This window comes from Paraburkholderia sp. FW306-02-B (genome assembly GCF_058782725.1).
Genome location: NZ_JBYSXZ010000001.1, coordinates 3,626,305 through 3,640,488 on the forward strand (window position 1 = coordinate 3,626,305; position 14,184 = coordinate 3,640,488).

Here is a 14,184-nt window from a genome sequence, read left to right on the forward strand (position 1 = left end):
CATGTTATAGGTGTTGACGCACCAGGTCAAATCCGGGGCAGCGTCGGCGAGTGTGGGAAAATGCGGCGTTCGTCTCACCCGAAATTCCATCCCTCCGTCATGCAACCTGTATTTGACCGCGCTTTCGCGGCGCATCGTGACGGCCGGCTCGACGACGCCGAGCGCGGCTATCGCGCGACGCTCGACGGCAATCCCGCGCACGTCGATGCGTTGCACCTGCTGGGCGTACTGCGCCACCAGCAGGGTCAGCACGCCGAAGCCGCCGAGCTCGTGCGGCGCGCGGTGAACCTGCGCCCGGAAGACGCCGCGCTGCAACTGAACCTCGGCAACGCGCTGAAGGCGCTCGGCAAACTGGACGACGCGATCGAGCAATTTCGCAATGCGCTGACGCTCGCGCCGTCCTTCCCGATGGCGCATTACAACCTCGGCAACGCGTACGCGGCGGCGGGCCGCCACGAAGACGCCGCCGACGCGTTCGAGAAATCGTTGCGCCTGCAGCCGGAGGACGCGTCGTCGCATAACAACCTCGGCAATGCGTTGCATGCACTCGGACGCCACACGGAAGCGATCGCATCGTTCCAGCGCGCGCTCGAATTGCGCCCCGGGCATGCGGGCGCGCTCAACAACATGGGCATGTCGCTGAACGCGCTCGGCCGCGCGGATGAGGCGATCCCGTGCTTTCGCGCCGCGCTGGCCGCCGAGCCGCGCTTCGTCGCCGCGCATTTCAACCTCGCCAATACGCTCGACGCCACCGGCCGCCACGCGGAAGCGGTCGCCTCGTTCCAGGCGGCGCTCGCCTTGCAGCCGAACCTGCCGCCCGCGATCTTCGGCCTCGGCAACGCGCTCGCGCCGTTGGGCCGCCATGCGCAGGCGCTGCCGTATTTCGAGCGCGCGGTCGGGCTCGATCCCCAATTCGCGCTCGCGTGGCTGAGCCTGGGCGCCGCACACCAGGCACTGGGTGCACACGCCGCGGCTGTACGCGCATTCGATCAGGCGCTGCGCTTGCGCCCCGACCTCGCCTCCGCGCACATGAACCGCGCGCTTGCGTGGCTCACGCTGCGTGATTTCGCGCGTGGACTGCCTGAATACGAATGGCGGCTGCAAACGACGGCGCAACCGGTCATGCAGACGCTGCCGCGCTGGCACGGCGAACCGATCGAGCAACACACGCTGTTCGTGCACGCCGAACAGGGTTTCGGCGATACCTTGCAGTTCGTGCGCTTCGTGCCGCTGGCCGCGCAACGCGCGGCGCGCGTCGTGCTCGAAGTGCAGCCGCAGTTGTTGCCGCTGCTTGCGCCGGCTGCGCAAGCCTGGCGCGTGACGCTGATCACCCAGGGCGCGCCGCGCCCGGCCGCGGATCTGCAATGTCCGTTGCTGAGCTTGCCGCTGGCGCTCGGCACGACCTACGGCACGCTTCCCTCCCGCACGCCCTACCTCAGCGCGCCGCCGGCTTATCGCCGCAAATGGCGCGGTTCGCTCGGCGGTCACGCGAAACGCAAGATCGGCATCGCGTGGTCGGGACGCATCCAGCAGAACGAAAACCGTTCGATGCCGCTTGCCGCGCTCGACCCGCTCTTCGCACTCGACGGGATCGACTGGATCGTGTTGCAACCCGCACTGAGCGCCGACGAACGCGCCGCGCTCGACGCGCATCCGCGGGCCACATCGATTCATCGCTTCGACGAGCGGATCGGCGACTTTGCGGACACCGCGGCGATCGTCGAGCGGCTCGACGCGGTGGTGTCGATCGATACGTCGATCGCTCACCTGGCCGGCGCGCTGAAGAAGCCGCTGTGGCTGATGCTGCCGTTCTCGGCGGACTGGCGCTGGTTCGTCGGCGAAACGCACAGCCCGTGGTATCCGGGCACGACACTGTTGCGCCAGCCGCAGCCAGGCGCATGGGGCGACGTGGTCGAGGCGGTGGCTAACGAATTGCGTCTGGGCTAGCGGCCTGCGTGCTGCGGCTGGTCAAAACACGCCGCCGTTGCAACACCCAACAAAAAACCCCGCGCTCGTGAGAGTGCGGGGTTTTGTTTTTCCTCGACCCTGAGGCCAGAGTCAAGGCAAGCAGCCGCTAGGCCATCCGATACTGATTGCGCGACTCCGGCGTGCGATACAACACCAGCGTTGCGATCAAGCCGCAGATCGCCGCGATGCCGAGGAACAGGCCAGGCGCGGCCTTATTGTTGGTGGTGTGAATCAGCAGCGTTGAAATGGCCGGCGTGAAGCCGCCGATCGTCGTCGCGAGACTGTAGGCCAGCGAGAAGCCGGCGGTGCGCACCTCGACCGGCATCACTTCGGTCAGCGCCACCACCATCGCGCCGTTATAGCTGCCGTACAGGAACGACAGCCACAACTCGACCGCCAGCAAGCGCGCAAACGACGGTTCCGCGACCAGCCATTGCAACGCCGGATAGGCGGTGACGATCGTCAGAATCGTGAACGCCAGCAACACCGGACGGCGGCCGATGCGGTCCGACAGCGCGCCCGCGAGCGGCAGCCAGACCAGATTCGACAGGCCGATACAGACGGTGACGACCAGCGTATCGATCGACGACAGCTTCAGCACTTCCTTGCCGAAGGTCGGCGTGTACGCGGTGATCATGTAGAACGACACGGTGGTCATGATCACCATGCCCATGCCGCCCAGCACGATGCCCCAGTTCGCGACCATCGTCTTCATGATCTCGCCCATGCTCGGATGATGCTTGCGCGCCGCGAACTCCTCGGTTTCCTGCAGCGAACGGCGGATCAGGAACAGGAACGGCACGATCAGGCAGCCGATCAGGAACGGCACGCGCCAGCCCCAGGCGGTCATCTGGTCAGCCGGCAAAAATTTGTTGAGCGCCACGCCGATCAGCGCGGCGAACACCACGGCGACCTGCTGGCTGCCCGACTGCCAGGCGCAATAAAAGCCCTTGTTGCCCTTGGTAGCGATCTCCGACAGATACACCGAGACGCCGCCCAGTTCGACCCCGGCGGAGAAGCCCTGCAACAACCGGCCGCCGAGCACGAGCACCGGCGCGAGCACACCGATCGTCGCGTAACCTGGAATCGACGCGACCGTGAGCGTGCCGAGCGCCATCAGGCCGAGCGTGAGGATCAGGCCTTTACGCCGGCCGTGATGGTCGATGTACGCGCCGAGCACGATCGCACCCAGCGGACGCATCAGGAAGCCCGCGCCGAACACGGACAGGGAAAGCATCAGCGAAGCGAACTCGTTGCCGCTCGGGAAGTAGGTCTTGGCGATCGCGGACGCGTAATAGCCGTAGACCATGAAGTCGTACATTTCAAGAAAGTTGCCGCTGACGACGCGGAAAACTGTCTTGACCTTGGATTCCCGGGACGAAGATGGGGTGGCTGGTGACGCAGTAGACATGACACTCTCTGATAAGCCCGTCGCCACAGGGACCAGCGGCGATCAGGCAGTTGAAACGATCCACCGCGGTCGGCAAGCGGATGCCACGGCAAAAATGAGACGCGCCGGGGGCGCTGCATTTTCATATCGAACGCATTGCGGCGGTATCAGGGTAAACGTTGTGAATCATGCGGAGCCCGCTGCACATAATGTTACCGTTCCCAGCGCTGTCGCGTATTTCATACATTTTCATTACAGACTCCGCCTTCCGACCCGCGCAGTACACTTTGCAACTGAGCACTTCCGTTGACTACCATCCCGATGCAGCCCACCCACGCTATTTTGTTGCGCCCCGCGACCCTCGCGGACGCCGCGCTGATTGCCTCTATCCACAGCACCAGTTGGCAGGCCACTTACCGGGGTCTGCTGCCCGACGCGTTCCTCGACGGCGAAGTCACCGGGGAGCGCGCCGCCTATTGGGAAGCGCGTCTGAGCGCGCCGGGCGGCGAGCGCCGCAGCGTGCTGATCGCTGAACTCGCGGGCGAGCCGATCGGCTTTGTGTGCGTCGAACGGCAACCGGAGTCGGCGTGGGGCGTGCTGCTCGATAACCTGCATGCGCTACCGGAATATCAGGGCATCGGCGTGGGCAAACTGCTGATGCGCGCTGCCAAAGACTGGGCGCGCGCGCAAGGCGAAACGCAGCTCTACCTGTACGTGCTCGAAGGCAATACGGCGGCGATCGGCTTCTATGAACGTCAAGGCTGGCAGTTCGTCGGCGCTGAACCGGATCAGATGGGCGGCGTGGACATAACTGCGCTGCGCTATGTGTACCGGTTGGATCGATAAAACGAGCGCGCCGGCTTTGATCGTTGTCCAGAACAATGCGGTCCGGCACCTGTTTTTCAGACCAGTCCGATCGGCCGTCGCGCCCTGCTCCGGCGGCCAGCAAGGCCAGACTCAGCGGGACCGACTGGATGAACCATCCGTCGCAACGTCGCGTCACCGACATTCCCGATCAATTCGCGAAGTAAGCGCTCCGCGATCTCAAAATCGCGGCGTTAAAAAAGCCGGCAATTCTGTTGCCGGGCTTTTTTATGCGCTTCCCGCCTACTTCTGCGTCGGCAACCCCAACTCGGTCTGCCGCTGCAACTGCATCACTTCGCCTTGCACCAGACGCAACTGCGCTTGGGCCCTTTCCTTTTCCGCATGCAGCGCCGCCGCTTCACCCTGCGTTTGGCGTTGATAGTCGTTGACTTTGGCCTGCTGCGTACGAGCGACGTCGAGATCGGCCTGCAGCCGTTTCGCGCGATCTTCAGACAGTGCGATGACGTCCTCGATTTGAGCCTTCTGCGCCTGCAATTGCGTGCGGCGAATCTCCACATCCGCGAGTTGCGCGGTTTGCTTGACAAAGCCGGCATAAACCGCTTCGGCTCGCGCCATGTCTTGCGACTTGATCACACGCCAGAAATGCTTATCCTGAAATAACGCGACGTAATACGTCATCTCCTGCGGATAGAAAAGCAGACTCGCGCCATAACTGCCGTTATAGGTGGTGCGCAGTTCACTCAGCTTCGCATCGTGAATCATCTGCATCAATTCGGCGACGTTGCCTTGTGCATCGCCGGCCGTGGCCGACGCGCCCGAAGCCGGTATGTCTGACGGTATGTCTGAAGCCGGTATGCCCGATGCCGGTATGCCCGATGCCGCGCTGCGCAGCGCGGCGGCGACCGGCTGCGGTGTGAGCGTATTCATGGCCGGGCGAGTGCCGACCAGAGGCGCGGCTTCGTCGTTCGACGCTGCCAGCACGAGGCCACCATGCTGCAACAGCGCACACGAGGTCGCGAGCAGCATGGTGCGCCGTACTATTAAGGGGTACTTCATACGTGCATGCTCCATGCGAATCCCAAACAGCCTTGAATTATCGCGCGGATTAGCCGTTAAGCGAAGCATTCAAGTGTCGCGCGGCCGCACTTTAAATCGAGATAAATCGATAGCGAACGATTTGGCCAAGTGAATCCGTCAATCGCGCAATAAACGCTTTCATCCAGACCAAAAACGCAACGATCCGACTCCTGAGAATGCACACCGTCCACGTTGAATTCGCGCGAATCCAACGCCAATCGTGAGCCGCATTTTGGAGATAACGCAATAGATTGATTCGCGCGTTATCTCGCATACCTGACTATCTTATTAAAGCGGACGCGAGTGACCGGAAAATCGACAGTCTGCCGGCGAGATGTCCGAAAAGTCAGCGAGAAAGAAGCGAAGGGAACACCGCTGCACGAGGCGCCGCGCCCAGCAACAGAGCGGCGCCTCACGTGCATCGGATTTAACAGCGCGGCTTTAAAAGCGCGTTTCGCGCGCTACCCGCAGGAACGTATCGAGCAACGGCGTGCAATCGAGCAACTCAGCGCCGCCCGCGCGATGAAACTCCGGGTGCCACTGCACGCCCATCACGAACGGTGCGCGCCGATAGCGCACGGCTTCGATGATGCCGTCCGACGCCGATACCGCCTCGATATTCAGATCGCGACCCAGTGTCTTGACCGCCTGGTGATGGATCGAGTTGACGATCGCGTCGCGTTGGCCCGGGAACATATTCGTCAGCGTCGAGCCGTCCGGGAAGTGAATGCCGTGCCGATGCTGATCGTAGTTTTCGTTGACGTGCGCGTCGGCGGTCGGTACTTCGGTGGCGATGTCCTGGTACAAGGTGCCGCCGAACGCCACGTTGATCAGCTGACAGCCGCGGCATACGCCGAGCACCGGCTTGCCCGACTCGATGAACTCGTGCAGCAGCTCGAGTTCGTACATGTCGCGCACCCGGTCGCCCGGCCACTCGTGGCTGGTCGCGCTTTCCGCGTACGACTGCGGCGAGACGTCCGCGCCGCCTTGCAGCAGCAGGCCGTCGAGATGCTTCGCGTAGTCGCGCAAACGGATATTGCTCGGGTGCAGCATGCCTTGGTGCCCGACCGTCGGAATCATGAACACCAGCACATCGCGCGACATCACCCAGTGTGCGACCGACTCCTCGAGGTATTGCAGCGTCTTGCCGCGCAGCCCCTTCGCACCCGGCTCCGGATGGAAGATGCGCGCCGACACGCCGATGCGCAGCGTGCGCTGCGTGATCCGCTGACCCGCCCGATCGAACAATTGACGCGCGCGCGCCGCGATGATGCGGCCGAATACGGTCCACGCCGAATCGTTGTGCTTCAGGTAACGCGGCGGCGACGGCGGCAAAGCGTTCGGCGGCGGTGGATTCGACGCGGTGAAGTCGGGCGCGGCGCCGAACCCGGGCGGCGGCGAGCCTGCCCGGCGCGCGGACGAGGCTGCCGCTTTTTCCGCCGCGGCGGCCTCGTCCGCCGGCACGGCCACTTCCCCAGTTATCGGCTCGCTGCTCACAAGCGTGGTGGGACGCACAGCGGCATATCGCACGTCGCGTGCTTCGCGCTCATGGACGGTGGCCTCCTGCTGCGCCGTCGAAGCCGCGGCCGAGCTGCGCGCTTCGGCCGCGTCACGTTGCCGCGCTGTTTGCGGATCGGCGCGGGTGACGGCTGACGCGCTATCGGGATCGTCGGTCGACGACCTCACGGCCGCCGCTTCGGCAGCGCGCGCGTTCGCGGAGGAATCAGCCGGTAGCGCGGTCGAAGTCTCATGCGGCTTCACCACGTCCTTGATTGGAGATTGGATGGAATCTTCGTGGGAGATAGGCAGTGAGACCGCCGGGTCAGCCAGCGTGATGTCGGGTTTCGACGCGCTCGGCGTTTCGCCGGACGGCGACGCCGATGGCGACGGGGGGGTGCCGGGCTTGCCGGCATTGTCAGGTTTGTTTTCGCTCATGACAGTCAGACAGGCGCCTTCCACGCGAACGAATGAATATGCCCTGATTATCCGCCAGCGGGGCACGCCCGGCAAACCCGCACACAATTGCTCACATTGTTCGGCGCCACGGCGCAAGCCCGACTCGCTTAGGGGTCCGGCTGTTCGTCGAAGGTTTCGCGCAACGCGATCTGCATCGTCGCGTGGATTTTCACGCACCAGCGCCAGAGCAGCGCCAGCAGCAGTGCGGCGCAGATCAGCACCGCGGTCAGCAGGCCGGTCGGCGGCAGGATGCTGCTCGATAGCGCCGCGACCAGCAGAAACACGCCGACCATCGAAACCACCGGGACGAGGTCGGAAATCGCGTAGCGGATCGCACTCGTGAAGCGCCCCGCTATCGCCGGCTGCACGCTCACCTCGGCGAGCAGCAACGCAAGCGACTTGGTCTTGCGATAGACGGCCACCAGAAACGGCATCGAAACGATTAGCGCGATGCTCCACAGCACGACGCGCTGCAGCGGCTCGGAGGTCAGCCAGTGCGCGAGCAGGTTGCCGGTGTAAGGCGCGCTATACGACACGATCAGAAAAATCGCCGCGACCAGCGCGAGATTCACCGCAATCTGCAGGATGATCCGCCGCGTCATGCTGAACAGCGTCGGCTCGCCGCTCCTGGTGCTCAAGCTGCGCAGCCACTGCCCATACATGCCGAACACGTTGGCAAGCGTGCGCGGCATCGCGCGGCCAATGCGCTGGGTCAGCGGGTCGGCCGCGCGAATCAGGTACGGCGTGAAGAGCGTGGTCAATGCGGATACGGCGACCGCGATCGGATACAGAAACGCGCTCGTCACTTTCAACGTCAGTCCGAGCGAGGCGATGATGAACGAGAACTCGCCGATCTGCGAGACGGTCATGCCGACCCGCATCGCCGTGCGTCCGTCCTTGCCGGCCAGAAAGGTGCCCAGCCCGCACGAGACGATCTTGCCGACGATCACCGCCACCGTAATCACCGCGATCGGCCACGCATAGTCGACCAGCACGGCCGGGTTGAGCATCAAACCGATCGTGACGAAGAAGATCGCCGAGAACGCGTCGCGCAACGGCGCGATCAGATGCTCGATCCGGTGCAGATGGCGCGATTCGGCCATGATCGCGCCGATCAGAAACGCGCCGAGCGCAATGCTGTAATTGAGCTTCACCACCAGCAGACAAAAGCCGAAGCAGAAGCCGAGCACCGACACCAGCAGCATTTCGTCACTCCTCGCGCGCGCCACGTAATTGAGCGCACGCGGCACCACCAGAATGCCGACCACCAGCGACACCGTCATGAACAGCAGCAGCTTGCCGAGCGTGACCACGGCCACACCCGCGCTGAGCTGCCCAGTCTGCGCGATACCGGACAGCAGCACCAGCATCGCGATGGCCAGAATGTCCTCGACGATCAGAATCCCGAACACCAGTTGCGCGAAGCTCTCGCGTTTCAACCCGAGCTCCGAGAGTGCCTTGACGATGATGGTGGTCGACGAGATCGCCAGAATCGCGCCGAGAAACAGCGAATCCATCGAACTCCAGCCGAACGCGCTACCGATTTCGTAACCGATCCACAGCATCAACACGATTTCGGAGAGCGCCGCGACGATCGCCGTCGCGCCGACCTTGAAAAGCTTGCGCAGACTGAATTCGAGCCCGAGCGAAAACATCAGGAACACCACGCCCAATTCGCCGAGCGTCTGGATGGTCTGCTCGTCGTGGATCAGCTGGAACGGCGGCGTGTACGGCCCGAGGATCACGCCCGCGGCGATGTAGCCCAGCACCACCGGCTGTTTCAGGCGATGGAACAGCACGGTGACGACGCCGGCGAGCGCCATCACGACCGCCAGATCCTGAATGAAACCAATGCCGTGATGCATGAATGCTTTCCTTACAAAAAGTAATAATTCAAAAGCCGCAGTGTAACGCACGCGTGCGACGCGCCGAAAACGCGCAGACGCCGGGAGGGTCTTGGATTGGCGTGCAAAAGGACCGCAGAGGATCACAGGGAATCACTCGCGCAGAATGTTTTTGACACGCTGGACGCCTGTGAAATATCACAATAATATTTGCCGAGTATTTTCTTGGGAATCGAGTAATGCAGCGAATGTCCTTCAATGTTGTAGAGCGGTCCGGCGGCAGTAGCGCCGATATCGTCGAAGTCAATCGTCTGACCATCGCCGGTTGGGCCGGGCGTGACCAGGCCGCCATCGAACATCACATCGCCGAACTGGCCGAACTCGGCGTGAAACGGCCCTCGACCACGCCATGCTTCTACCGCCTCGGCGCCGAACTGTTGACGCAAGCCGAACAGATCGACGTGGTCGGCGTGAAGTCCAGCGGCGAAGCGGAGTGCGTGCTGGTGCGCTCGAACGCGGGACTGCTCGTCACCGTCGGCTCCGACCACACCGACCGCGAAGTCGAGGCCTATGGCGTCACCGTCTCCAAGCAGGTCTGCCCGAAGCCGGTCGCCCACGACGCATGGCGTTTCGATGACGTCGCCGGACATTGGGATCAACTGGAATTGCGCGCGTATTTGCGTGCGTGCGCCATGGCGAACGGCGAGCGGCGCGTCTATCAGCAAGGCAGCGTCGCATCGCTGCTGCCGGCCGGCGATCTGCTGGAGCGCGCGCCGCTCGCACAAGGCGCCGCGATGTTCTGCGGCACGCTGGCGGTGCAAGGCGGCATCGTCGGGATGGCCGACGGCGACGCGCTCGAACTCGAACTCCACGACCCCATCCTGAACCGCACGCTGCGCCACGCCTATCGCGTGCGAGCGCTACCTATCGTCGAATGAGGCACCCATGAGCACCCCTTCGCTATCCGCTACCGCCGCTGCGTCTTCCGACCCGTGGCTCGAAGCCGCCGCCTTGCGCAAGATCACCTGGCGCATCATGCCGTTCCTGTTTCTCGTCTACGTGCTGTCGTACCTGGACCGCGTCAACATCGGTTACGCGAAGCTGCAGTTCACCGGCGATCTTGGGCTATCGAACGCGGCGTACGGACTCGGCGCGGGGATCTTTTTCTTCGGCTATTTCGTGTTCGAAGTGCCGAGCAATCTGCTGCTGAAGAAGTTCGGCGCGCGCGCCACCATCGCCCGCATCACGATGCTGTGGGGCCTGCTGTCGTGCCTGATGATGTTCGTGCGCTCGGAAACGATGTTCTACGTGCTGCGCTTTTTCCTCGGCGTCGCCGAAGCCGGGCTGGTGCCGGGCGTGGTGCTGTATCTGACCTTCTGGTTTCCGTCCGACCGGCGCGCGCGGATGGTCGCCGTGTTCATGGCGGCGATTCCGGTAGCGGGGATCATTGGCGCACCGTTGTCCGGTTTCCTGATGTCGGCGCTGCATGAAGCGCACGGCTTGCGCGGCTGGCAATGGATGTTCCTGATCGAAGGCATTCCGTCGATCCTCGCCGGCTTCTGGGCTTTGGCCGTGCTGCGCAACACGCCCGCCGAAGCCGCCTGGCTCAGCGACGACGAAAAGCGTGTGGTCCTCAGCCGTCTCTCGCGCGAAAACACCGCCGCGGCTGCGGCCGGCGCCGAGCATAGTCTGGCGGTCGCATTGCGCTCGGGCCGCTTCTGGCTGCTGACGCTGATCTACTTCTGCCTCGTCACCGGCAACGCGGGTTTCTCGTTCTGGCTGCCGCAGATCGTCAAGGATCTCGGCGTCACGAACCTCGTCACCAATGGCTTTGTCACCGCGATTCCTTATCTGGCGGCAGGCATCGGCATGATCCTGATCGGCCGCTCGTCGGATATCACGGGCGAACGGCGCTGGCATTACGCGGTGTGCTGCTTTATCGGCGCGGCGGGACTGCTCGGCAGCGCCTCGGTGACGAACTCGATTCCGCTGGCCGTCACCGGTTTGTCGATCGCGTATATCGGCATTCTGGCGGGCTTCGGCATCTTCTGGTCGATGTCGACGACGTTCCTGCAAGGCACTGCGGCGGTCGCGGGTATCGCGGTGATCAACTCGATTGCGAACCTCGCCGGGTACGTGAGCCCGTATGTGCTCGGCATCGTCAAGGATGCGACGCATAGCGTGACTTTCGGGCTGGTGCTGATCGCGGGGGCGCTGATCGTCGGCGGCCTCGTCACGCTGACGATGCCGCGCGTCAAGGTGCAGCATGCGGCGGCGGTCACGGCGAGCAGCGCCTGACATGCAAGGACAGCGCGGGTGGTCGACTCATGATCCACGCACACTCGCGCGGTCCGCGCAAAACCTTGTTCTACAATGCGTGCGACATCGCCCGCTCTCTCCTTACATGACGCTCCTGCAGACCGCCCGCCGTTCCAGTCCCACCCGCGAGACCGCTGGCGCGAGCCTCGCCGAACAGGCCTATGCGTTCGTCAAGCGCGAGATCATCACGATGCGCCTGCGGCCGAGCGAGGTGCTCAACGAAGCGGAATTGATGGCGCTGACCGGCATCGGCCGCACGCCCGTTCATCAGGCATTGCACCGGCTGGTGCACGAAGGCATGCTGACCATCATGCCGCGCAAGGGCATCATGGTGCGCCCGGTCTCGCTCGACGACGTGCTGGCGATCATCGACGTGCGGCTGGTGAACGAGAGCTACTGCGTCGAGCTGGCCGCGCGCCACGCGCAGCAGCACGATTACGATGCGATGCAGGCCTTGCTGGAGCGCTCGGCGGTCTGCGTCGCGGCGCACGATATCGAAGGCATGATGGATATCGACCGCGAGTTTCATCTGGCGATTTCGGCGGCCTCGCGCAACCCGGTGCTGGCCGACATTCTGCGCGGGCTGCACGAACGCTCGCTGCGCTTCTGGTTCATTTCGCTGTCCGAGCCGCATCATCTCGAAGACGTCCACGAAGAACATCTCGAACTGTTTCGCCTGTTGCGCGAACGCGATGCCGAAGGCGCCCGCCAATCGGTGCAAAAGCATATCGAAGCGTTCCGCGCGACCCTGTTCAACCGAATTTAACCGAATTAACCGGATCCGGACGACCATCATGGCCACTGAATTCACGCCCTTCCCGCCGCTTGCCCAGCTTGCCGCCGATCTCGCCGCCGGCCGCACCACGAGCCGCGCGCTCGTCGAAACCGCGCTCGAACGAATCGCCGATCCCGCCGGCCAGGGCGCGGTTGCCTTCATGCACGTCGATGCCGACAGCGCCCGCGCCGCCGCCGATGCGCACGACCGCCTGCGCGCCGCCGGCACGGTGCTCTCGCCGCTCGCCGGGATTCCGGTGTCGGTCAAAGACCTGTTCGATATCCAGGGCCAGGTGACGCGCGCCGGTTCTATCGTGCTGGCCGACGCCCCCGCCGCCACCGCGGATGCGGTCGCCGTCGCGCGTTTGAAGCGGGCGGGCGCGGTGATCGTCGGGCGCACCAATATGAGCGAGTTCGCGTTTTCAGGACTGGGCTTGAACCCGCATTACGGCCACCCGCTATCGCCTTATCAGCGCGGCGTGAAAGGCGACGAGCGGATTTCGGGCGGCTCGTCGTCCGGTGCGGCGGCCTCGGTGGCGGACGGCATGGCCGCGGTCGCGCTCGGCACGGATACCGGCGGCTCGATCCGCATTCCGGCCGCGTTGTGCGGCCTGACCGGCTTCAAGCCGACCGCCGGGCGCATTCCGAAGCATGGCGGCGTGCCGCTTTCGCCGACGCTCGATTCGTTCGGGCCGATCGGCGTGTCGGTGGCGTGCTGCGCGCTGGTCGACCGGATGCTGGCCGGCCTCGAGCCGCGCATCCCGGCGGCCCGGCCGCTCGAAGGCGTGCGCCTTGGCGTGCTCACCCATTTCGTGACCGACGGGGTAGAACCGGCAGTTGCCGCGGCGATCGACACGGCGCTCAAGCATCTGGAAGCGGCCGGTGCGATCGTCACCGAAGTGCGTTTCGCGCCGCTCGACCGTTTGCCCGAGATCAACCGCTTCGGCTTTGCGCCGATCGAAGCGTACGCATGGCACCGTCCGCTGCTGGAGAAACACCGCGAACAATACGACCCGCGCGTACTGGTCCGTATTCTGAAGGGCCAGCCGGCCAGCGCTGCGGACTATCTGGACCTGCTCGCCGAACGCCAGGCGCTGCTCGATGAAGCCGCGCGCACGCTGTGGCAGCGTTTCGACGCGGTTGTCGCGCCGACCGTGCCGGTCGTGCCGCCGCGCGTGGCCGATCTGGCACACGACGACGACGCCTTTGGCCGCACCAATGCGCTGATCCTGCGCAACCCGAGCGTCTTCAATTTCCTCGACACCTGTGCGCTGTCGCTGCCCTGCCATCTGCGCGGCGACGCGCCGGTCGGCCTGATGCTGGCAGGCGCGCCGCACGCCGACGACGCCTTGCTGGCTATCGGCCGCGGCGCCGAAGCGGTGCTCAACGCGATCCGCTGATCGGATGACGGCGTAAAAGTGCGATAAGCGTCAGGGCGGGGGTTCGCGCTAGAATCGCGGGCACCCGCCCTTTCTCGTTTTTTCCGTCCATCGACAGCCACACGATCCATGAATAACGACAATGCAATGCTGCGCCGCGAGCGCTCCCTGCTGGTTCTGCTTGGCCTGATCTGCGTCGGGCTGGTGGCCGGCGCGCTGTATTTGCAGTACTTCAAGCACGAAGACCCATGTCCGCTGTGCATCATCCAGCGCTACTTCTTCTTGCTGATCGCGATTTTTGCGTTCCTCGGCGCGCGCTTCAATAGCTGGCGCGGCGTGCGTCTGCTCGAAGTGCTGGCGGCGCTGTCGGCACTGGCCGGCATCGTGACCGCCGCGCGGCACGTGTATGTTCAGGCGAATCCCGGCTTCAGCTGCGGCTTCGACGCGCTGCAACCGCTGGTCGACAGCTTGCCGCCCGCGCAGTGGCTGCCGGGCGTGTTCAAGGTCGCCGGACTGTGTGAAACGCCGTATCCGCCGATTCTCGGTCTTTCGCTGCCGACGTGGTCGCTGGTGGCGTTTGTGGTGGCTTTCGTGCCGCTGGCGCTGAGCCTGTACCGCAATCGCAGCCGGATCGCCTGATTCTTTGGATTCG

The 14,184-nt window shown here is 64.2% G+C and carries 11 protein-coding genes; 7 read left to right on the forward strand and 4 right to left on the reverse strand.

What is annotated here, in order from left to right; all coding sequences use genetic code 11:
- Positions 1 to 99 precede the first annotated feature (99 nt).
- On the forward strand, positions 100 to 1,947 hold the full coding sequence (locus tag AC3WOG_RS16060) for a tetratricopeptide repeat protein (RefSeq protein ID WP_492578901.1): 1,848 nt from the start codon (positions 100 to 102) through the stop codon (positions 1,945 to 1,947).
- Positions 1,948 to 2,074: 127 nt separating this feature from the next.
- Here the strand turns inward: AC3WOG_RS16060 and AC3WOG_RS16065 are convergent, their stop codons facing one another.
- Positions 2,075 to 3,379 carry an MFS transporter gene (locus tag AC3WOG_RS16065; RefSeq protein ID WP_492578902.1) on the reverse strand — a complete coding sequence of 435 codons (1,305 nt, stop codon included), beginning with the start codon at positions 3,377 to 3,379 and terminating at the stop codon, positions 2,075 to 2,077.
- A 300-nt stretch (positions 3,380 to 3,679) separates the two neighbouring features.
- Here AC3WOG_RS16065 and AC3WOG_RS16070 point away from each other — a divergent pair, with 300 nt between their 5' ends.
- Entirely contained in the window at positions 3,680 to 4,204 is a 525-nt protein-coding gene (locus AC3WOG_RS16070; RefSeq protein ID WP_492579821.1) for a GNAT family N-acetyltransferase, read from the forward strand.
- Positions 4,205 to 4,465: 261 nt separating this feature from the next.
- Here the strand turns inward: AC3WOG_RS16070 and AC3WOG_RS16075 are convergent, their stop codons facing one another.
- The 3 genes from AC3WOG_RS16075 to AC3WOG_RS16085 form a co-directional block, all read right to left on the reverse strand.
- Positions 4,466 to 5,239, reverse strand: a complete 774-nt coding sequence (locus tag AC3WOG_RS16075) for a DUF2968 domain-containing protein (protein WP_492578903.1) — start codon at positions 5,237 to 5,239, stop codon at positions 4,466 to 4,468.
- Positions 5,240 to 5,701: 462 nt separating this feature from the next.
- Positions 5,702 to 7,195 carry a gamma-glutamyl-gamma-aminobutyrate hydrolase family protein gene (locus AC3WOG_RS16080; protein ID WP_492578904.1) on the reverse strand — a complete coding sequence of 498 codons (1,494 nt, stop codon included), beginning with the start codon at positions 7,193 to 7,195 and terminating at the stop codon, positions 5,702 to 5,704.
- A gap of 128 nt (positions 7,196 to 7,323) precedes the next feature.
- The gene (locus AC3WOG_RS16085; protein ID WP_492578905.1) at positions 7,324 to 9,081 is read right to left on the reverse strand and encodes a cation:proton antiporter; all 1,758 of its coding nucleotides are present in this window, start codon (positions 9,079 to 9,081) and stop codon (positions 7,324 to 7,326) included.
- Positions 9,082 to 9,299: 218 nt separating this feature from the next.
- Between AC3WOG_RS16085 and AC3WOG_RS16090 the strand changes: the two genes are divergently transcribed.
- The 5 genes from AC3WOG_RS16090 to AC3WOG_RS16110 all read left to right on the forward strand — a co-directional run bounded on the left by AC3WOG_RS16090 (position 9,300) and on the right by AC3WOG_RS16110 (position 14,171).
- Positions 9,300 to 9,998 carry a DUF2848 domain-containing protein gene (locus tag AC3WOG_RS16090; protein ID WP_492578906.1) on the forward strand — a complete coding sequence of 233 codons (699 nt, stop codon included), beginning with the start codon at positions 9,300 to 9,302 and terminating at the stop codon, positions 9,996 to 9,998.
- Between the two features lie 7 nt (positions 9,999 to 10,005).
- Positions 10,006 to 11,358, forward strand: coding sequence for an MFS transporter (locus tag AC3WOG_RS16095; protein ID WP_492578907.1), 1,353 nt, complete (start codon positions 10,006 to 10,008; stop codon positions 11,356 to 11,358).
- Positions 11,359 to 11,464: 106 nt separating this feature from the next.
- Positions 11,465 to 12,145, forward strand: coding sequence for a GntR family transcriptional regulator (locus tag AC3WOG_RS16100; protein ID WP_492578908.1), 681 nt, complete (start codon positions 11,465 to 11,467; stop codon positions 12,143 to 12,145).
- 28 nt (positions 12,146 to 12,173) lie between these two features.
- Positions 12,174 to 13,553: an amidase gene (locus tag AC3WOG_RS16105; RefSeq protein ID WP_492578909.1), complete on the forward strand. Its 1,380-nt coding sequence runs from the start codon at positions 12,174 to 12,176 to the stop codon at positions 13,551 to 13,553.
- 108 nt (positions 13,554 to 13,661) lie between these two features.
- On the forward strand, positions 13,662 to 14,171 hold the full coding sequence (locus AC3WOG_RS16110; protein WP_492578910.1) for a disulfide bond formation protein B: 510 nt from the start codon (positions 13,662 to 13,664) through the stop codon (positions 14,169 to 14,171).
- Positions 14,172 to 14,184 lie beyond the last annotated feature (13 nt).

Coding starts and splice junctions, on each gene's coding strand:
- AC3WOG_RS16110 (WP_492578910.1), top strand. CDS start 13,662: ATGAATAACGACAATGCAATGCTGCGCCGCGAGCGCTCCCTGCTGGTT.
- AC3WOG_RS16095 (WP_492578907.1), top strand. CDS start 10,006: ATGAGCACCCCTTCGCTATCCGCTACCGCCGCTGCGTCTTCCGACCCG.
- AC3WOG_RS16080 (WP_492578904.1), bottom strand. CDS start 7,195: ATGAGCGAAAACAAACCTGACAATGCCGGCAAGCCCGGCACCCCCCCG.
- AC3WOG_RS16090 (WP_492578906.1), top strand. CDS start 9,300: ATGCAGCGAATGTCCTTCAATGTTGTAGAGCGGTCCGGCGGCAGTAGC.
- AC3WOG_RS16075 (WP_492578903.1), bottom strand. CDS start 5,239: ATGAAGTACCCCTTAATAGTACGGCGCACCATGCTGCTCGCGACCTCG.
- AC3WOG_RS16060 (WP_492578901.1), top strand. CDS start 100: ATGCAACCTGTATTTGACCGCGCTTTCGCGGCGCATCGTGACGGCCGG.
- AC3WOG_RS16085 (WP_492578905.1), bottom strand. CDS start 9,081: ATGCATCACGGCATTGGTTTCATTCAGGATCTGGCGGTCGTGATGGCG.
- AC3WOG_RS16100 (WP_492578908.1), top strand. CDS start 11,465: ATGACGCTCCTGCAGACCGCCCGCCGTTCCAGTCCCACCCGCGAGACC.
- AC3WOG_RS16070 (WP_492579821.1), top strand. CDS start 3,680: ATGCAGCCCACCCACGCTATTTTGTTGCGCCCCGCGACCCTCGCGGAC.
- AC3WOG_RS16065 (WP_492578902.1), bottom strand. CDS start 3,379: ATGTCTACTGCGTCACCAGCCACCCCATCTTCGTCCCGGGAATCCAAG.
- AC3WOG_RS16105 (WP_492578909.1), top strand. CDS start 12,174: ATGGCCACTGAATTCACGCCCTTCCCGCCGCTTGCCCAGCTTGCCGCC.